Genomic DNA, 19,015 nt, shown 5'->3' with positions numbered 1-19,015 from the left:
ACACCTTGGGTGCCATTGAGAATATTGCCCGCGCTGAATCATTCAGCCCGGGAAGCGTTTACGGGCGCACGGCAGAGTACCGTTCCGTGAAACGCGAACTCTCCGACATTGCCGATAGGCTCACAGGCCTGATCGGCAACATGGGGATTGAAGGAAATGCCGCGCGAGCAATCGACGAGTCCATTACCAATCTTGTCGATCAGATTCGCGAACGTAGCGAAAACGTTAACCAGCTAGCCGACGCGCGTAACACGGCGACCAGCGGTGGCGATACCGCTGGGGAACGCTCCAAATCCATTCAGCCGCGCGTTATCGACGCGGAAACGATGATGCAGAGCGAGGACCCGAAAACGGTTATGCAGGGCGAACAGCTCTACATGCGTCTCGACATTGAGGCGCAGGGCGCTCTCAGTGCCCTGGCGGCACGGACCTCCCAGGCAATTGGTCAGTTGCCGGCCGTCTTCCCAGAAACCGCACCCGTTTCGCAGGGCGGTGGATCCCAGGCCAGCCTGCAACGCACCAGCTCCGTTTCGCCCGGTGCCAGCTCCGGCCCCGCAATCCGGCCCTCCCAGTCGGCAACGAACTGGATGCCGCAGGCAGCGGAGCTCAGCAACAACCCGGCAAGCGCCGGATCACGCGCCTCGCTCACCAATAGCCCGGTCACGCCGGTAGCGTCAACCAATCCCGGCTTCCAGCCCGCCGACGCAACCGCGAACACCGGTGCCGTTGGCGAGCATGTCTCGCAGCCCATTGAGAATGGCTTCGAGGTAACGAACACTCCTGCACCGGTGGCAACCCCGGGCAAGGCGTTCACCGCGACCACCGCACCCTTCGATGCTTCCCAGCACGACGGCTTTGGCGTAGCCAAGGCAGCAGCCGGAGCAGCGGCCCTCCCCGCCATGGCGAAGGCCGTTTCTCGCGCGCAGGGTGCCATGAAAGCCAACACGCGTGGTGGAGCAACCGCACGCTCCGCGGGCGCCCCGGCACGTGGAGCAACTCCTCGGGGTGCGGGAGCTCCCGCACGCGCCTCCGGCAGGTCCGGAGCTACCACCCGAGCTGCGTCCCCCACGTCGCGCGGTGGCCTTGCGCCCCGTTCGGGGCAGGGCGCGGCAACGCGAGCTGGTACACCCGCTCGTGGAGCATCCCCGAGGGCAGGGGCAGGAGCCCCCGCCAGGGGTGGTTCGGGAGCATCCTCTCGTTCCGCTGCTGCACGCGGAGCGGCTCCCGCACGGGGAACAGCATCCGCACGCGGTGGAGCACCCGCGGCACGCGGCTCGGCAGCTCGCGGTGCAACCGGCGCCGGACGCCCGGCACAGGCCAAGGGCACCGCTGGAGCACGCGGAGCTGGAGCTGCTAAGGGAGCAGGTTCCCGCAGCGGAGTGACCGCCCCCAGGCAGCAGGCCACCGGCCGTGGTGCAGCTCATGGTCGTGGCATGATGGGACGCCCAGTGTCGGCTCGCGGTAACTCGAAGAAGGACAAGTCTGCACAGGCAGGTTTCGAAACCTTCGTAGCAACCGAGCTGACCGATGACACGACAGTAACCTTTATTGAAGCCGGACATCGCGAACCCGATTTCGACTGATCAGAATGGGCTGGGCGGGGTGCGGAGAGTATCTGCGCCCCGCCCAACTGTTCCCAGCTCAACAACTTGGCAGGACCTCGTCAAGGAAGCTGCGGCCGGGCACGGCGGCACTGAGGAAAGAAGATATGGCAAGAACACGAGTGGCTATCACGACCGCACTGCTATGTGCGGGCCTCCTTGGGGCCTGCGGATCCGACGATCCGACCGATTCGGAGACAACCGGTGACGATACGACAACCGGTTCGGAGACCACGGACGAGTCAGCCCACCCCGGCGATAACTCGGATAACGATACAGACGGCACAGATTCGGGCGGACGCGATACAGACGGCACGGGTGGGGATGGGCCCGATTCGGAGGGTGCGGGCTCCGATGGCGGCGATCGATCTGGTGAGAATGCGATACCGGATGAGGATGACGTGTCCACTGGCTCTGAAGAGCAAGACCAGGGAGAAGGCGGGGCCCGCGTCACTGGTCCAGCGTCCTTCTCGGCTCCGACCATGCCGGGCGACATGACAATCGAGGTTGATGTGCCCGACGGCTGGGAGGCCTTTGGTGTTGAAGAGGCCTTCACCGATTATGACCTCGTGACGTTGGAAGCTGGAGATATCGTAGGTGATGACTTCCGCACGATCGTGGTCACGGACCAGAACCTGGGAATTGATGCCCAAGGTGTCTACGACCTCATGTTTGAAACATATGCGACGGATGAGGATTTTTCCGAAGTCACCCAGCTCGATCCGGTCGACATTGATGGCTCCGAGTTTCATGGTCTTGAGGCTGTTGCAACGATGTCCTCCGGGCAGTCCCGGGTCCAGTACTGGTTCGGTGATGTTGGAGAATCAGTCCTCGGCATCTACGTCTATTCCGCTGGAACGGAGCAGATTCCTGACGAAATGAATGACATCAGGGACGGCATCGTCTTTGCACCTGCACAGTAGTTCCAGTCACGGTCGTCACGAGTCCCCGGAGCCGTGCGGGCACGTGAGCAACCACAGGGCTAAGTCAGGGGTGGCTTCAACCGACTGAAGCCACCCCTGCTCGTTCGCTGTTGATCAGATCGTGCCAAGCACCTCGTTGAGGGCCTCCGTGGAGGACGGGTGAATATAGATCGTGTCCCGCAGCTCGGAGGCCGTGATCTTGTGCCTCATAGCAAGGGCAACAAGATTGATGACTTCCTGAGCGTCGATATGGATCAGCGCGGCCCCCAGGATGAGGTCCGAATCGGCATCCACGATCACCTTGATCATTCCGCGAGGGTCGCCAACGATCTTGGGTTTCGGCATGGCCTTGATATCGGCAACATTCTTGGATGCGACCTTGATGCTGTAGCCGGCTTTCTCCGCCTCGGCTTCGGTGAGGCCCACCTTGGCGAACGGTGGGGTGGTGAAGATCGTGGAGGGGATGGCCTGCCGGTCGTTTCTTGAACGCAGACCATCGCCGAGAATACGGTCCGTCACGATCCTGGAGTCGTCGAGGGAAATATAGGTGAACTGAGGGCCACCGTTAACATCGCCGAGCGCATAAACCCCGGGAACCGAGGATTCGAGATATTCGTTGACTTCGACCGCGCCGTTCTTTGTGGTCTTGATTCCTGCCGTGGCAAGATCGAGCGAATCCGTGGCCGGCCTGCGACCGAGGGCAATGAGAACAGCGTCCCCGCGTACCGTCTGCTCCTGTTCGTTCCACACATACTGGATCGCCGCGCAGTCCTGGGTTTGGGAGATTCTGATAACCGTGGCGTCGGTGATGAAACGAACCCCGTCGAGGAGCCCGGAGACGACCTGTGAAACATCGTGGTCCTCGCGGTGCAGGGGGCGCGGGTTCTTGTCGATGACGGTGACCTGGGAACCGAACTGGGAGAACATCGAGGCGAACTCGATACCGATGTAACCGCCACCAACAATGACCAGGTGCTCGGGCAGGGGAGCCTGTTGCAGGGTGATAGACGTGTGGATACGTCCACCAAATTCGGCGCCTTCGATATCTGGAATTACCGGAACGGAACCCGTGTTGATCAGGATTGTCTCGGCGCTGAGCTCAAGGCTGTCTTCCCCCGCTTCGACGACGAGTGTCTTGGGACCCGTGAAGCGAGCTACGCCATCGATAACGACAACGTTGCCGAGGTCCGCCAACATCGCATAGTTCACGTCCCTCATCTTTCCCGTCAGCTTATTGCGGCTGTCGACAGCGCGAGCAAAGTATTCGGGATCGTAGTCTTTCTCGGGCCGGGATTGGGCGGAATGAATTAGGGCCTTGGTGGGGATGCAGGCGACGTTGATGCAGGCCCCGCCATACATTTCCGCGGACTGTTCAATGATCGCGACCCGTTTCCCGGCGCGAGCAAGAGTTCCCGCGATTGTTTTACCGCCCTTGCCCCAGCCAATGACAGCGACATCAAATGTGTTCATGGGACTTCCTTCCGAGAGGTGTTACCCAAAACACTACTCTGCAGGGAGTTTTTCTGGAGCGATACGGTGGGAGCGTTTGGATCGCTCCCAGCCCCCACCGGCACAAATCGAGTACGGGCCTTCCGAGAGCCGTTTCGTAGCGTTCTGCAGAGTAACGATTGTCGATGAAGAAGGGCTACCTCACCGCTATGAGGCACTACTTTTCGTTGTCGGAGGAGTCGTTCCTCCCGCGCCACAGCCCGGCCGCTCCGAGGAGCAGGGCGAGGGCAAGGGCTCCGCCACCGGCTAGACCAATCCACGTCATTGGTTTCGTCATGCGTTGCGGATCGGGTTCCACGGCAATGGGCTCACGGCCAATGAACTCCGGTTCGGGCTGTTCGCCGTGCGCGGGGGAGACGGGGCCGTGGGCCGTGCCATCGTCAATAAAGGCAATGGCACCCGAGGGGTTGATGATGCCCCAAGACGTGGAAGAAGTCCTGCGGTCGGCTCCCGGCCGAATTGCCGTTGTCTCCAGCCTGTGGGCGATCTGTGCGGGTGTTTCATCGGGATGTGCCGAGATCACGAGGGCGGCTACGCCTGCAGCGTTGATCGAAGCGTTGAGGGAGGACGGGTAGGCCTTACCAACCACGCAGGTTGCCGAGGAGGAGGCGTTGCTCGCGCCGGGGATGTTCTGTCCGGGGGCTGCAATGTCGATCGTGTCGGCACCAAGCATGCCCTGCACGGAGCCACCGGCCGAGGTAACGGCCGTGACGGACAGGACCGACTCGTAGGCCGCCGGGAACCTCAGTGAAGCCTCGTCTTCATCTTCGTTTCTTGTTAGTTCACCACCGGGTGCAATGATGAGAACACCTGCCTCCTCTGCTTCCCTTACTGCTTCTTCAAGTTCGGGGGAGCCCGTGGGAAGGGCAAGTGCGGTGACGGCAATATCGATGTCGTTGTCGACCGCCCAGTTGATCCCTTCGGTGAGTCTGTCTGCCATGTCCGCCACATACTGCTGGGACATGTTCTCTGGGACTTGATCAATGATCTTGATCGGCACCAATGTCGCTTCGGGGGCGACGCCGCGCACCGGGTACTGGCCGTCGCTACTTCCTACCAGGAAGGAGGCATACGTAGTTCCCGAACCGAATTCATCATCCGTCGCATCGTCGGAATCCGTTAGGTCCACGCCCTCGTCGATATTTGCGTTCTCGAGCGTCACGTGGGAGGTGTTGATGCCGGAGTCGAGAAGCCCAATCCGAACGCCCTCACCGGTCGATAGTTCGTGGGCAGAAGGCAGGCCAAGAACATAGGAGGATAGCCGGCCCTCCGGCGGCTCCTCATCGTCCGGGCTTTGTGGGGGACACGCAATATCGTTGAATGACGTCCATCGCTCTGGCGCAGCCGGAGTCTCATCCTCGGTTGTTGCCACGGCAGAAACTGGCCACGACAACGACACGGCAAGGAGAGCCGCCGCGGCGGCTCCCCTGCGACCGGCACGGAAACTCACTGTTCGCCCCGCGATTCCTCGGGGACGGTCGCCCACGCCTGCGTCGTAGACAGGCTTGGTCCAGCATAGAACAGGTCCCGCCACTCGGGGCCCACAGTCAGGTCGTCAGCTTCACTGAGTCCCAGCGCGGCCAGAGTGTCGGCGGCAGGGTTGACAGTGAACATGGTGCCGGACTCGTCAATGAGGTGGGTGTAGCCGAGAGAAGAATCGGCGCGGGTCCGGATGATTGCACCCGACTGGGGAGCAACGTCAACCATCATCGCCGATGTGGACGGGATATCGTTGCCGACTACGAAGCGGACCTGGCCCTGAGCCGACTCGGTATCAAGGTATGCGCAGGGGGTTTCGCCCTCTTCGAGCATGCCTCGGATCTCCTCGGGCCACGTTCCTCGGGTGCTGCCGTCAATGAGTTCAAGCTGCGATAGCTCCTGGGACGTGATCGGTAGGGGATCGGAGTAGATCGCGCCGTCACCGATGGCATAAAGCTGGATCATGACGGGAGTCATGCGTTCGATCTGACCACCCTGGTGAACGACATAGATCGTTCCCTCATTCGCAGTATCCGAAACCTCGAGAAGAGTTCCCACCGCCACGTCGTCACCAACGCCGGTCATGCTGCCGGCGGGTTCCCCGAGACCGGGAATCGTGAGCGACACGAGCGGTTCACCCTGCGGGAACACATTCAGCCACGTCGCATTCGCCTGCATGGGAGCCTCAACCTGCTGGCCAAGAGCCGTAAGGATCTGCTCGGGCGAATGAACATCATCGCCAATCGGGTACCGGTAGCCGCCCGCCACCAGGTAGCTCTGACCGTCGACGATGACGTGGACGGCACGATCCTCGGGCTCCTCCCAGGCGCCAGTATTCACGCCCGTCCACGGGCCGCCGCCCGTTGCCGTACAGGTCAAGAGCGTCGGGTCGGCAACCGACTCTGGAGTCGGTAACTGATCGGGTGCCCCCGCAATCCCAACCTCGGGCCCGATGCTTGCTTCGGTCAGCGCTTCGGAGCCGGCGGATACGATCTTGAGATTTCCCGGGAACATGAGATGTGCCGACGAGGCGTTATTGACCGGATGCAGGGTACCTTCGATCGATACGTACCGGGCACCCGTGTTCTCGTCGGTGATGAGGGAGCCGTGTTCCCAGTTGGCGGGCAGGGACGGTGCGAACAGGGTCGACACCCAGGCCACACCAAAGAGCAGGATCGTGAGGATAATGCCGCCGATCAACCCGCCCCAGGGGCGGGTTGGTGTGAGCTCCCTGCCCTCTGGCATGCCCGACTGGAAGGCCGTCATTAGCCGCGCCCGGTTGAAGCGTTGGGCGTTAAGAATGTCTTTCGTCGATGCCATGGCCTACCAGAGCTTCAAAGCGAGAACGGTTGCGGGAATGATGAGGATAATCGCGAGTAGCTCGACAATGTCGGCAACCCGCCGCGTCCACGTCCAGGTGCGACCCAGAACGAGACCAAAGGCAGTGGTAGCAACCATGACGAGGAGCAGGGCAACGACAACCCACGGCCACCTATCCGGATAGGTCGCCATCACCGCCGCGGAAGCACCAACGAAGGCGAGGAGCGCCCCGCTGTACTGGATTCCAACATCAACCTTCGCGTAGGACCTTCTTGAGGCCATGACGAGTAGGAGAATGTCGAGACCGATGACGGCGATGCCGTACGGGCCGGTCTGAACTGCCGGGAGAACCACGATGAGAAGAAGAATCGATACGGACACCCAGAAGGCCAGCATGAGCCGGTGCCCGCGCGTGTAGAGCTTCTTTGCTTCCTTCCCATCAACCTTCTCGCGCTCGCGGTCCAGTCCCGAGATCCGCAGCGACAGCTGTGGAACGGCAAGGATTGCAACGCCGATGAGACCGGCGATGGTGACCGCAACATTGGGGATCGCGACGTCGAAGGCAATATAGAGCCCGCCGATGATAGCGATCGTGGCGCCCACAATCATGGGGATCGCCAGGATCTCCCGCCACTGTTTCAGAAGCGGCAGGGCCAACCCCGCCATGAGGACCATGGCAAGACCGCCAAACACCGACGGTAGCTCGGTGAGTGGATCGAGACTCACGGTTAGTCCGGTGGCACCCGCGGCGACGGAGGACAGGATGGCGATCGTTACCGCGTGCCAGGACCTCCCCATGCGTTGCAGAACCCACGACAGGCCAAGCAGGAGAACAGAGAGCACCCCGGTCATGATTGGCACGGTTGTGCCAACCTCGGGGCGCAGGCTGATCAGCAGGAAGAGTGCGGCGAGAACAAGAACAACGGTGGCGGCGACAGCCGTGGTGGCCGTGTTGGCCGGAGTCCACGGCTTGTTGAGGGACTCCGCAGCATCGGCCACGGCCTCAACAATGTCGTCGTACTTCTTGTCTCTCTCGGTGACGCGCGATGCCAGGGAGAGGACCGTTCCGTCTTTCACTTCCTGGTCAAAGAGCGACATTCCCGGCTTTAGCGGCTTGCCATCAACACCAAGAAGAATGAAACCGCGGGTGGCTCCCCGTGGCGTGAGAGACGTGAACTTACGAACGAGTGACGGCAGGATTTCCGCAAGTGGAATATTGCCAGGAAGCAGCAGATCGCCCTTGCGGTCCTCGTGAATGACGGTCACCCGGAGGAATGCCTGCGGATCGTCCCCGATGGTTGATGCAACACGGGTGCCAATAACCGTGGGAGCGTTTGACGCCTCCGGTGCGCTATGGGCAACATCGGGGGCGCTCAGCGCGGTCTCGGGCGCGCTGCGGGACGCGGGCCCACCCTGTGCCGGCGGAGCCGCGTACTGCTGGGGTGGACGACTGAAAGCCGTTGTTGCCGAAGCTCCGTGATGACGGACCTGGTAGCCGCTCTCGGGCCCACCCGTCGGCTGGCCCTGCTGCGGACCACCCTGAGAAGGCCCGCCTTGCTGAGGTGCCCGCTGAGGGCCGCCCTGCTGAGGCCCGGGTCCCTGCTGATAGGGCTGATTGCCGTAGCCCGGCCCATGCGGACCCTGGCCCGGTGCTTGGCCCTGGAACTGCCCCTGCTGGGGTGCTCGGCCCTGGTTCGGTGCCTGCCCGCGGCCCGGGCCTTGCGGGGGCTGGCCGTGCTGGGGCGGGAACTGACCCTGCTGCTGACGCTCCTGGCGGGCCCTTTGCTCCCTGCGCTGTTGGCGTCGGGAGTTGCGGTCACCTGATTGATTCATGATCCAACCTCGTGGGAGACATCAGCCCAAACCTCCGGTTCGGACAAGGGAAATGACACCGATAGCTGCAAGGGTTAACGGCAGGGACGTAGAGACGGAAAGCGTCTGCAGAATATCGCCGATTCGGGAGAAGCCATAGAAGGGGCGTCCCTGCCGCACAAGGAGACTGGCACCGAGGAACAGCAGGCCGATCAGGGCAAGACCAATGGCGAGCTTGAGAGGAGTGAAGGGGAGCGTTCCCGACCAGATGACGATAGCGAGAATGGTTGCGGCGGAGACCCGGGGGAGGATCCGGACAAGCCGGCTTGAGGAGCTACGAGGAACGAGGAGACAGGCGGCAACAGCGGCAAGGAAAGCCAGGAACGCGACGGTTCCCCGCCACCCCTCAACAGCGAGGAGGTTTGCCATGGCAGGCGTGGTGACGACAAGACCGAGGCACGTGGCCGTCACCCAGAAGGAGTTGCGGGCCGAGGAGATTGCCATGAGTTTCCCGACATCGGGCCGTGCTGCTTCTTCATCAACCGAGGCGCTACGCACCGCGGGCGCCTCGCGGATGACGGACTCGGAGTCGAGAAGAACATCGGAGGAGACGCGGATGGAGAAGCCGGACATGGCCGCAAGCAGCGGGGGACAGAGCCCAAAAACAACGGCCGCCGTGAACTCGATGGGGAGCCCCGCTGACATGACGCCAATATCGAGGAGCGCGACCGCGAGAGTGAGGAGAGCGGCGTCGATGCACACATTGCCGGTGTCCGGCCGATATCGGCCGCAGTACACCCAGCGCACGAGGGACACCATGCTCGTGCCCAGCATGGTGGCAATCAGAACCTGGTGCGTGTGATCACCGGGATTAGCAAAAGAAAGAAGGGAAGATGCTCCAAAGATCAGGGCCACCGGGCCGCCGACTTCAAGGAGGGGTTTACCGTACGGATCCCGGCACGCCAGCAGGAGCGCAAAGAGCACGAGGACGCCAATGAGAGCGAAGTAGACCCAGGGCCCGGGAACGAGGTGGGCGGCCGATTCTCCAGCCCCCTTGATGGTCAGCCCTACCGCCCCGCGAGGAGGCCGAGGAGGATGGCGAGGGTCGAGATGGTGATCGACAGGGTGGTTGCCCGCACTTCCGCGGAATGATCAATCCTGGTGATCTCGGAACCGGTTTCCCAGCCCTTGTCTCTCAGAAGAACGAGGGTTCCGGAAACAATGTCTCGGCCGAGAACAGCCTCCGGTCTCATAATTCGACCATCGATCGTCGCTGGGCTGAGCTGCCCAATACCGACGGCGGTTAGAGCCTCTTTGAGGGTGATTCCCGCGGGGAAAGCAAGATCTTCGCGCTTCCCTCCCCGGTCGACGATGAGAGTGACGAGGGAGGTTTCAGGGACTATGACGTCTGCTGTAGCCATCACCTCTCCTTGCGTCATCGTTCTCGAACCGCACGGCCGTTGGACAAGCACTAGTATGACGTAAGAACCTGACCGTTGCAGAACATGACCGAGCATTTCGGTGTCCGGTATGGACAACGAGAGGAAGCATATGGCCCGCACCAAACGACAGCGCCCGAGCCCTCCGCCTCAGGAGACGGTCACCGTCAAGACCCCGCCAAACGTTGTTCGCTCAGAGGGAATCACGGGCACTCTCGCCATGATCCTCCCAATGTTCGGTTCCATGGGCATGATGGCGGTGATGGCACTGTCATCAAACAGATCACCTCAAATGTTGCTCATGTCGGGCGCCTTCATGGTTGCCATGGTGGGCGTAGCCGGTCTCAACATTTACCGAAACCGGGTCCAGCACCGCGACGCGGTAACGGGATCCCGGCGGGAATACCTCACGTATATCGCGACCCTGCGCAAGAATGCCCGCAAGGCGGAAGACATGCAGCGGGAATTCACGCAGTGGTTCCTCCCGCACCCCGCCGACCTGCCGCTTATCCTCGACGAGGGGTCAAGAATCGCAGAACGCGAAACCACCGACGATGAGTTTCTCCTGTGCCGGATCGGTTCCGCCGATCAGCCATTTGCAACCGAGCTGGCCGTAGAAGAGGAAAGCTCGCTGGCCGAAACTGATCCGGTTGCAGAATCGGCGAGGGCTCGATTCATGGCCTCATATGAGACCCTGGAAAGCCTGCCCCTTGGTGTCAACCTTGCTTCCGTTTCAACGGTTCAGCTGACCGGGCGCGTAAAGGATGTTCGCGGCTTGGCCCGCGCCATGGTTGTTCACCTTGCCTCGTTCCTGTCCGAGGATCACCTGAAGATCGCGGTTCTTTCCAAGGACGAGAACATGTCTGACTGGGACTGGGTGAAGTGGCTTCCTCACGTCCAGTCCGAACGAATCCGCGATGCTGTGGGCCCCGCACGAATGGTTCACACCTCCGCTGACAGCCTTGTCGACCTCCTTCCGGATGGAATCTCCGACCGTCCCCGGTTTTCGCCGGATGAGGGGGTACGGAACTGCCGCACCTCGTGATCGTTAACGATGGTGTGCGGATTCCGATCGACCATCCGATCATCACCCCCGACGGGGTTCTTGGCGTCACCGTTATTGACCTCCCCGAGTCCTGGGATGCTCTCACCGATCCGTCAACGATCCGTCTCACGCTCCGCAACGGCAGGCTTACTCTCCTCCAGGTTGGTTTTGAACCGATCGCGGGTGAAGCCGATTCGATCAGCATTGAAGAAGCCGAAGCGGTTGCTCGCAGGTTGACCAGTCCGATGATGGCGGGTCCGGGCGAAGACTCCTCCGGTGAGGACCAGGATGCTACGACCGAGGCATCCGCAGAGCTCGTTGATCTTCTCGGGATCGGCGATGTGCGCGACCTCGATGTGACCCAGACGTGGCGGCCCAGGCTCAACAGGGACAAGTTGCGCGTCCCGATTGGCCTGACACCCGAAGGCAAGACCGTCTACCTGGACTTCAAGGAATCGGCCCAGCAGGGCATGGGGCCACACGGCCTCATTATCGGCGCTACCGGCTCCGGTAAGTCCGAGGTACTCCGTACCCTCGTTCTTGCTCTTGCCATGACGCACTCCTCGGAAGACCTGAACTTTGTTCTGATCGACTTTAAGGGCGGCGCCACCTTCGCCGGGATGAGCGGGATGCCGCACGTTTCGGCAATCATCACGAACCTCGGCGATGACCTCACCCTCGTTGACCGCATGGAAGATGCTCTGCGAGGCGAAATGGCACGCAGGCAGGAAATGCTACGTGCCGGTGGCAACTTCAAGAACGTCCAGGACTACGAGAAGGCCCGCAAGGATGGCCGAACCGACCTCGAGCCGCTTCCCGCACTACTCATCGTTGCCGACGAGTTCTCCGAACTTCTTGCTGAGAAGCCGGACTTCATTGACATGTTCGTTGCGATCGGCCGTCTCGGACGTTCCCTCTCCATTCACCTTCTCCTGTCCTCCCAGCGGCTCGAAGAGTCCAGGCTCCGCGGCCTCGACTCCCACCTGTCCTACCGGATCGGCCTGCGGACCTTCTCCGCTGCCGAGTCCCGCACCGTCCTCGGCGTGGCCGATGCTTACGAGCTGCCCCCGATCCCCGGCGTCGGGTACCTGAAGGAAGACCAGACCACGATGAGGCGCTTCCGTGCCTCCTACGTGTCCGGCCCACCGCCCCGTCGCAGGGTCTCCGCCGCCCCCGTCATCGAGCACGAGGAACGCGAAGAGAAGAAGGAGGTTGCGATCGTCAACTTCACGGCCGCACCGGTTCTCCTCGCCCAGTCCGAAGAGCCGGAACCCGAAGAAGTCGACGTTCTCGATCCTGCCGAGGACGAGATTGTCGATGAGCAGGGAGGGGACTACACCACCTTCGACATTGCGGTTGACCGCATGGAAGGTCAGGGCCCGGCCGCGCATAAGGTTTGGCTCGACCCGCTCAGCATGCCCGCGTCCCTGGACCGGCTCATGGGTGACCTGGGTACGGATAAGGACCTGGGCTACGTGTCGAAGTCATGGCGTGGCGCCGGTGCGTTCACAATCCCGGTTGGTGAAGTCGACCGGCCCTACGAGCAGCGCCGTGACACCCTTCTTGTTGATCTCTCCGGCGCGGGTGGCCACGCCTCGATTGTCGGCGGCCCCCAGTCGGGTAAGTCCACCCTCATGAGAACCATCATGGCTGGCATTGCCCTCACTCACACCCCGACAGAAGTGCAGTTCTACGTCATGGACTTTGGCGGCGGTACGTTTGCGCCCTTCCGGGACCTCGCCCACACGGCAGGCATTGCACTGCGTAAGGACACGGACCGGGTCAACCGAATCGTGGCAGAGATTGCTTCGATCATTGACGATCGCGAACAGTTCTTTGCCGACAATGGCATTGATTCGATGGAAACATACCGGCGCATGAGAGCAGCTGGCGAGGCGGACGATGGCTATGGCGATATTTTCCTTTTCATCGACAACTGGGCAACCCTCCGAGCCGACTTCGACCAGGTCGAATCGAAGCTCCAGAACCTCATGCCGCGCGGTCTGAACTTCGGCCTTCACGTTGTGGCCTCTGCACTGCGCTGGATGAACTTCCGCACCCAGGTGAAGGACATGTTCGGTACCAGGCTTGAGCTGAGGCTAGGCGACCCACTCGACTCCGAGATCGATCGTAAGGTCGCCAAGAACGTGCCCGAACGCCTTCCCGGCCGCGGCCTGGAACCGGGCAAGCACCACTTCCTTGGTGCCCTGCCGCGGGTCGATGGTGAAGAATCGCCGGACACCGTGTCGGTGGGTGTCCGTGACCTGATCTCCAAGGTTAACGAAGCGTGGAAGGGCGAACGCGGCCCGAAGTTGCGCGAGCTCCCTCTCGAGATCACCATCGAGGACGTGCGCGCCATGGTCGACAGGGACGACCGTCGTATTCTCCTCGGTATCAACGAATCCAGGCTCGAACCGTTTGGGATCGACTTCTGGAAGAACGACCACTTCTACTTCTACGGTGGTCAGGGCTCAGGCAAGACCGCCACACTCCGCCTTATTGCCTCCGAGATTGCCCGCGTCTACACCCCGAAACCGCACAGATCTTCGCCGTGGACTACCGCAGGTCCCTCCTTGGCGAACTCCCCGAAGGATATGTGGGTGGCTACTACACGACCGCCGATCAGGCCATGGAGCAACTGGGCGGGCTTGCCAACTACCTGAAGGTCCGCATGCCGGGGCCGAACGTCACGCCCCAGCAGCTACGCGACAGGTCGTGGTGGGAAGGCAAGGAAGTATTCATCCTGGTCGATGACTACGACCTCGTGAACACTCCCTCAGGCAACCCGGTGGCGGCTTTCCAGCCGCTCATGGCACAGGCACACGACCTCGGCCTCCACATCATCCTGACAAGGCGTTCCGGTGGTGCACAGCGTGCCCTGTTCGAACCGGTCATGCAGACCATGAACGACCTGGCCGTCCCCGCCATGCTCCTACCCGGATCGCCCGAGGATGGTCAGATCATCGGCAAGCTCAAGCCCCAGGTCGCCAACCCCGGTCGTGCCCAGTTCCGTTCCCGCGAAGTGCCCCGCGAACAGCTTCAGATCGCCTGGGAACCGCCCGAACTCATCTGATTGCCACGCGCACAGATCGAAGATATGTAGCGAGAAACAGGGGTCAGGCAAGAACAGTGCTCAAAATGGCTGAGATAAGACCTGTGCAGTGTGCCAAAGCGACGAACGATGATTGAGGGAGGGGGAATCAAACGTCATGAACACACCGATGAGGTCGCAGAGAAGCGTGTGCCTGCTAGTAGCGGCCCTCCTGTTTATGCCACTTGCCGCATGTGGTGACGATGACCCAACAGCATCGGAGACGGCGCCCGAGGCTTCGCCGCAAGGCGAGACCATCGAGGTCGACGGTAGCGTCCGCGCTTTCGTTCCCGAAGGATGGGAGGTGCAGACATCGGATACACCGGGTTTGGAAGTCTATGTCTTAGCCCTTATTCCCGAGGGCACCGAGCCGCAGGCTCTCATGCCGGGTAATGAACGAGTCGAGTTCGCGCACCTTGCTCTCTTCAATCTTGGAGGGACCCGCGGCGCCGCCGTATACGCCTCCGCTCAGCGAGAGGACGATATGGAGAATATCGAGTTCTTTTCGGAGATCGGTGACATCGAGACCTTAGAAATAGATGGCGTTACATTCCATGGCTACGAGGGGATGCTGACCAGCGGCGACCATGTCGGTCCGTTCCAGTTCTGGTACGGGGACATTGGTCGCGAGACTGTCAAATTTGAGGTCTACGGTGAACGCAACGGAACTGTCCCGCAGGAACTCATTGATTTCATGAAGACCGTTGAGTTTCTCCCATAGAGCCCTCTGCTGAGGGAAAGGAGTCTGCGGTGAACCGGGGGCTCGCCTGGAAGTTAGGTGAACACTGGGTAGCGATACCCTCCCTGGCACTGTTCCCTAAGGGCGTGGCCGATAGACTTGTGAAGTGAAAACACTCATCCATAGGACCGTTGTGGCAGTGGTCGCGGGAGGGCTCGCGCTCTCCCTCGCGGCCTGCCAAGGATCAGAGCAGACCGATCCGTCACAAGACACAGAAGGAACCGCAGTGAACACTTCCCAGCCCGACACTTCAGTGAAGACCCAAATTGATGGTTGGGAACCTATTTCTAGGGGATCAACCGACTACCGGAGCATCATCCTTGCGGAAGAACTTGTCGATGGTGACGGGAAGGGAAGCCGGCTCATCATCCAGGAAGGCATCCCGTCCTCGCAGAGTGCCGAGGAACATCGCAAAAACCTCCTGCTTGATATGCAGACCCAGGGTGTTTCGGTCAATGCCCTCCCGGACCGTGAAATCGATGGAGAAGCTGCCTCGGGGTTGGTCTACAAGAGTGGCGGAACCTCACGTGTGGTACAGACCTGGTATGTCGTGAAGGACCAGACTCGGTACACGATCCATTTGGAATCCGAGGAAGGTGCCGATGAGGTAAGTGCAGAGGCTACGCAGGTGCTCGACAACATTGTGCTCGGAGGCTGACTCAGAGCGGCGAACTCGATGAGCGAGTACGCAGCTAGCGAGTGAGTGGTGGGGGAAGAACATCTTCCCCCACCACTCCTTTTCAATCACCACAGTGAATTACCTGCGGACGTTGCGTTGCCGAGGGCTCAACAGCGCTGATTGTGCAGGTGCGGATGCCATTGGCTACGGCATGCTTCTCTTAGACTCGTCGTACGCCTCGTTCACGATTTGGGGGATGTCGTTAACGGAGTTACCCGTCCACTCGCCGTCACCGAAGACAAAGTCTTGCGCATGATTGCGGTACGTGGTCCGCTGATCTTCGGTCATGTCTTCCCATCGGAGAATGTATCCATCCTCGGTCAGGATCTGAAGGTTGGGGTCGCGTTGAGCATCGCTTTCCTGAATGTGTTCGGGCTGTGGTCCGGTCATGTTTTGCGCATCGATGTTGATGTCTCGAACAAGCTCGGAAAGCTCGATCGACACTGTTTCGGTCTCATTCTCGTGGTCCTCTGCGGCATTCGCAGCGTTCGATGTGGAGAGCCATTCGTCGTAACCCATCTCTTGTCCGCTTTTTGTTGCGGACTTGAGCGCATTCTGTGCGGTGTCGGAGAGATCATCGAAGCCGGGGATCCTACTGACCGGGAACACATCGGTTGCGAAGTCGAGTGCGCTCCGTACCGTTGAATTACGCTGATCGGTGGTCTGGCCCCTGGACACATCGGCCGCTTCGTCGGCCAGCTCAATGTGGCTAAGGAGTGCGCCGTAGTCACCGACAGCATCCTCGTAGCGGCCGAGCTGTCCATCCTCGCCGTTGTAGTCCCGGATTCGAGCGTCGGTGAGCTCAGCTCTCATGTCCTCAACGGCAGCAACAGAGATCTTCGAGAGAGCCGAGTTCGGTGCCTCCGTGGCCCAGTTCGGGTCGTCCGGCGCGGGCTCGTCGTAACTCAAGTCGTGGAAGAAGCCATTTTCGGAGTCCGTTATCGCATCGCGCAGTTCGGGAGAGAGGGTGAGGCTGTAGTCGGAGCCGTCATACCCGCTGCGCTGAGTGTAGGGACTGGCGCCCTCAGTCCCGGTTGGCGTGCGCACTTCACGTGCGAGATCGGATGCGTATTCCTCGAGGATTGAACCCGCCCAGTGGCGCAGTTCCGGATTGTAGTAACCGAAGAGGTCCTGTCCGTTCTCGTCTTTATTCGTGAACCAATTACTGACCGATTCAGACTGCAGGAGTCCGCTCTGGTTGGCCTGCAAACCATCGGTGTATCCGTCGAGGAAGCCATCGAGGATCTCGAAGGTTTCGGGATTCTGTCTCGCGTCATCCATTGATGTTGCTTCGTCAATGATCAAGCCAAGTTGAGCACCACCATCATTCCAACGGAGGTTTTCGCCCCACGGAACTGGACGATGGCTAACCAGGTAGCTTGTCATGTTCTGGTTCTCGTTACCGAAGTCAAAGCCCGTGTCACTTGCAAGGAAAGTTCGGGTGGCTTCGGGATTCCCATCCATTGCCGAAAGCAGATTGATGATCGGATCAGATGATCCATCAAATCCAAACCCGTTAATGGCCGGATAGTTGTAGGAATCTTCGTAGTCATTAGTGACAATGTTGTGTGCGACAGAGCTTCCGCTTGAGTCGGGGTGTCCGTTAAGGAATGCATCGGACAGGGCCAGGCTCTCGTGTTCCTCGGCAGCTGCACCAATGTATTGGGACAGGAAGTGGAAGCCGGGCCGCCCGTGCTCTTCCACTCCCATCTCCGTATAGTGCATTGCGCCCGCCGCGTTCATGTCGTCAAGGTAGCTACCTAGCCAGGCATCGTAATCGTCGTGCTCTCCGACCTCGAATGAGCCATTGGCTTGCTGCCAAGCATTCCATGCATCATCGGAGATGCCGACGGGGCGGGATCCGGTGGCCACCATCATTCCCGCACCCATATCTGTCAGGAAGTTCTCGGCAAGGCCCTGGTACTCCACTCCCATGTTGGTGGCTGTGTGGCTACTAAGTTTTGCCGCCAGTTCAAGGGCCTGCTGGGGAGGTAGCTCTGCCGCGAAGGCCGCTGCGAAGTATGGATCGTTTGCAAGCCGGTCTCCGTAAAGCTCATTGAACTCTTGCAGAGCCTCGGGCGTCGGGTAACCGTATTCGTCAGTCTGGTTGAGCAGTTCGACGGCCTCGGGAGCGTCCTCAACAGCCGACTCCCACTGGCTCTGTGCTCCGAGCAGTCCGTCGTTGCCGCCGAACATGGCGAGGCTGATGTCCGTGCGGGAAGGCAACGAACCGTTTTCCCCGCGCGGGACGAAACCATCTATCAGGCCAGCGATAGCAGAGGCTGTTGAGCCCGCCGCTTCATCAACGCTTGTGACCGCCTGATTGTAGTAGAGCGCAAGGTCGTCTTGAGTCTCCTCAAGGAGGTCATGCTGACGTTCAATTTCGGCCAGGAAGGAAGAATCATCGAAGGTTTCACCCTCGGGGGTGTTCTGACGCGCGATCTCCATCTCGGCTTCTGTTGCTTCAACGTTCTCGTCATGCGTGATGATCGCGTCATCCCACTGCTGCTGATAGTCCGGAATCGTCGTGTCAACAAGCGTCTGATAGGTCTCACCATAGTTGGAGACCTGGGTGCTGATGTCCGACAGGATTCCCTGCAGAGAAATAGCTTGCGCTTGAATATCGAGACTCTCGTGGGCATAGGCGCTCGCGGCCTGGCCCAGCCAGGACTCGATTTGTGGGCCCATGGCAACAACCTGTGTCTCACCAATCGCTCCACCAACATTTGTGAACGAGGAGGAGAAGTCGCTGACTGCAGGGCTTGGAGAGGTTTGCGGTAGTGGAAGTGCGGCGGTACCTGATTTTCTTGAATAGCCCATTAGCTAGCCACCTCACTCGTCAGGAAGTCGAAGTCTGCTGTTGCCTGCGCCTCTGAAGCATCAAAGTTCATGGAGGTCTCCGAGACGCCAGAGCCTAGCAGGCCACATGCGTCTGAGAACTCCTGGACGATCAGATGGATGGTCTCGAGAGCGTACTTCGCTTCGTTCTTGAGCTCGATACGGCCACCATTGTCGGTCTTGCCCGCTCCCCCGACAGTGTCCTCTGGAAGCTCAACAAAGACGCGGTTCGGCTTCCATACCAGCTCGCCCACGCCGACTGCAATATTGGTAAAGGTCTGCGAATCAGTCCAGTCCCTATTGGCGACGACACCGGCAGCATCCCGGTCGAACTCAATAATTGACATTCTTTTCTCCCAAGCACGCGTTGTTTACTACTGACCACAATAGAGAAATTTCGACCCCTGCCCATCTCGAGACGAGACCATTCACCCGGTGTTCACGCGGGTCCCCAAGCGATGGAGAGAACGTCCGACCAGCGTTTTCCGTTGCTGTAGAGCGGAAAACGGCCGTCACCTGCCAGGCGCAACGTGGCCGAAC

15 protein-coding genes are annotated in these 19,015 nt (G+C 60.5%); 7 read left to right on the top strand and 8 right to left on the bottom strand.

The annotated features are described in order from the left end of the window. The first annotated feature begins 5 nt into the window (after positions 1-5). Positions 6-1,583 carry a hypothetical protein gene (locus EJ997_RS08865; RefSeq protein ID WP_126704232.1) on the top strand — a complete coding sequence of 526 codons (1,578 nt, stop codon included), beginning with the start codon at positions 6-8 and terminating at the stop codon, positions 1,581-1,583. Between the two features lie 125 nt (positions 1,584-1,708). Beyond that, positions 1,709-2,524 (top strand): hypothetical protein, encoded by an 816-nt coding sequence (locus tag EJ997_RS08860; protein WP_126704231.1) that lies wholly within the window; start codon positions 1,709-1,711, stop codon positions 2,522-2,524. A gap of 114 nt (positions 2,525-2,638) precedes the next feature. Here EJ997_RS08860 and EJ997_RS08855 read toward each other — a convergent pair whose 3' ends face one another. The 6 genes from EJ997_RS08855 to EJ997_RS08830 form a co-directional block, all read right to left on the bottom strand. Further along, a complete protein-coding gene (locus EJ997_RS08855; protein WP_126704230.1) occupies positions 2,639-3,994 on the bottom strand; it encodes a dihydrolipoyl dehydrogenase family protein in 1,356 nt (451 codons plus the stop codon). Positions 3,995-4,190: 196 nt separating this feature from the next. After that, positions 4,191-5,483 (bottom strand): S8 family serine peptidase, encoded by a 1,293-nt coding sequence (locus tag EJ997_RS08850; RefSeq protein WP_164719910.1) that lies wholly within the window; start codon positions 5,481-5,483, stop codon positions 4,191-4,193. After that, positions 5,480-6,832, bottom strand: a complete 1,353-nt coding sequence (gene eccB, locus EJ997_RS08845) for a type VII secretion protein EccB (protein ID WP_126704228.1) — start codon at positions 6,830-6,832, stop codon at positions 5,480-5,482. The genes EJ997_RS08850 and eccB overlap by 4 nt, the downstream gene beginning before the upstream one ends. A gap of 3 nt (positions 6,833-6,835) precedes the next feature. Continuing rightward, positions 6,836-8,665: a type VII secretion integral membrane protein EccD gene (gene eccD, locus EJ997_RS08840; protein WP_126704227.1), complete on the bottom strand. Its 1,830-nt coding sequence runs from the start codon at positions 8,663-8,665 to the stop codon at positions 6,836-6,838. A 21-nt stretch (positions 8,666-8,686) separates the two neighbouring features. Further along, positions 8,687-9,628: a hypothetical protein gene (locus EJ997_RS08835; protein WP_126704226.1), complete on the bottom strand. Its 942-nt coding sequence runs from the start codon at positions 9,626-9,628 to the stop codon at positions 8,687-8,689. A gap of 83 nt (positions 9,629-9,711) precedes the next feature. After that, positions 9,712-10,065 (bottom strand): hypothetical protein, encoded by a 354-nt coding sequence (locus tag EJ997_RS08830; RefSeq protein WP_126704225.1) that lies wholly within the window; start codon positions 10,063-10,065, stop codon positions 9,712-9,714. A 130-nt stretch (positions 10,066-10,195) separates the two neighbouring features. On the opposite strand from EJ997_RS08830, the gene EJ997_RS13555 reads away from it, so the two are divergent. The 5 genes from EJ997_RS13555 (at position 10,196) to EJ997_RS08815 (ending at position 15,616) form a co-directional block, all read left to right on the top strand. Beyond that, positions 10,196-11,128 (top strand): hypothetical protein, encoded by a 933-nt coding sequence (locus tag EJ997_RS13555; protein WP_228201449.1) that lies wholly within the window; start codon positions 10,196-10,198, stop codon positions 11,126-11,128. Then, entirely contained in the window at positions 11,125-13,791 is a 2,667-nt protein-coding gene (gene eccCa, locus EJ997_RS08825) for a type VII secretion protein EccCa (RefSeq protein ID WP_228201447.1), read from the top strand. Before EJ997_RS13555 ends, eccCa begins: the two co-directional genes overlap by 4 nt. After that, positions 13,725-14,201 carry a hypothetical protein gene (locus EJ997_RS13550; protein WP_228201445.1) on the top strand — a complete coding sequence of 159 codons (477 nt, stop codon included), beginning with the start codon at positions 13,725-13,727 and terminating at the stop codon, positions 14,199-14,201. The genes eccCa and EJ997_RS13550 overlap by 67 nt, the downstream gene beginning before the upstream one ends. Positions 14,202-14,337: 136 nt before the next feature. Then, complete coding sequence (locus EJ997_RS08820) at positions 14,338-14,940, top strand: hypothetical protein (protein WP_126704224.1); 603 nt, start codon at positions 14,338-14,340, stop codon at positions 14,938-14,940. Between the two features lie 124 nt (positions 14,941-15,064). Then, positions 15,065-15,616, top strand: a complete 552-nt coding sequence (locus tag EJ997_RS08815; RefSeq protein WP_126704223.1) for a hypothetical protein — start codon at positions 15,065-15,067, stop codon at positions 15,614-15,616. 165 nt (positions 15,617-15,781) lie between these two features. Here EJ997_RS08815 and EJ997_RS08810 read toward each other — a convergent pair whose 3' ends face one another. Together EJ997_RS08810 and EJ997_RS08805 are read right to left on the bottom strand one after the other, a co-directional pair. Continuing rightward, positions 15,782-18,457: a hypothetical protein gene (locus EJ997_RS08810; protein WP_126704222.1), complete on the bottom strand. Its 2,676-nt coding sequence runs from the start codon at positions 18,455-18,457 to the stop codon at positions 15,782-15,784. Next, on the bottom strand, positions 18,457-18,822 hold the full coding sequence (locus EJ997_RS08805) for a hypothetical protein (RefSeq protein WP_126704221.1): 366 nt from the start codon (positions 18,820-18,822) through the stop codon (positions 18,457-18,459). Before EJ997_RS08805 ends, EJ997_RS08810 begins: the two co-directional genes overlap by 1 nt. Positions 18,823-19,015 lie beyond the last annotated feature (193 nt).

It is taken from the genome of Flaviflexus ciconiae (genome assembly GCF_003971195.1).
GTDB classification, from domain to species: Bacteria; Actinomycetota; Actinomycetes; order Actinomycetales; family Actinomycetaceae; genus Flaviflexus; species Flaviflexus ciconiae.
Note: the sequence above shows the minus strand (reverse complement) of the source record. Positions and strands in the feature narration are given on the sequence as shown.

What these genes read in the sequence shown, in the direction of transcription:
- EJ997_RS08820 (WP_126704224.1), top strand. Translation starts at nt 14,338, where the DNA reads ATGAACACACCGATGAGGTCGCAGAGAAGCGTGTGCCTGCTAGTAGCG.
- EJ997_RS13555 (WP_228201449.1), top strand. Translation starts at nt 10,196, where the DNA reads ATGGCCCGCACCAAACGACAGCGCCCGAGCCCTCCGCCTCAGGAGACG.
- EJ997_RS08805 (WP_126704221.1), bottom strand. Translation starts at nt 18,822, where the DNA reads ATGTCAATTATTGAGTTCGACCGGGATGCTGCCGGTGTCGTCGCCAAT.
- EJ997_RS08860 (WP_126704231.1), top strand. Translation starts at nt 1,709, where the DNA reads ATGGCAAGAACACGAGTGGCTATCACGACCGCACTGCTATGTGCGGGC.
- EJ997_RS08855 (WP_126704230.1), bottom strand. Translation starts at nt 3,994, where the DNA reads ATGAACACATTTGATGTCGCTGTCATTGGCTGGGGCAAGGGCGGTAAA.
- eccB (WP_126704228.1), bottom strand. Translation starts at nt 6,832, where the DNA reads ATGGCATCGACGAAAGACATTCTTAACGCCCAACGCTTCAACCGGGCG.
- eccD (WP_126704227.1), bottom strand. Translation starts at nt 8,665, where the DNA reads ATGAATCAATCAGGTGACCGCAACTCCCGACGCCAACAGCGCAGGGAG.
- EJ997_RS08830 (WP_126704225.1), bottom strand. Translation starts at nt 10,065, where the DNA reads ATGGCTACAGCAGACGTCATAGTCCCTGAAACCTCCCTCGTCACTCTC.
- EJ997_RS08810 (WP_126704222.1), bottom strand. Translation starts at nt 18,457, where the DNA reads ATGGGCTATTCAAGAAAATCAGGTACCGCCGCACTTCCACTACCGCAA.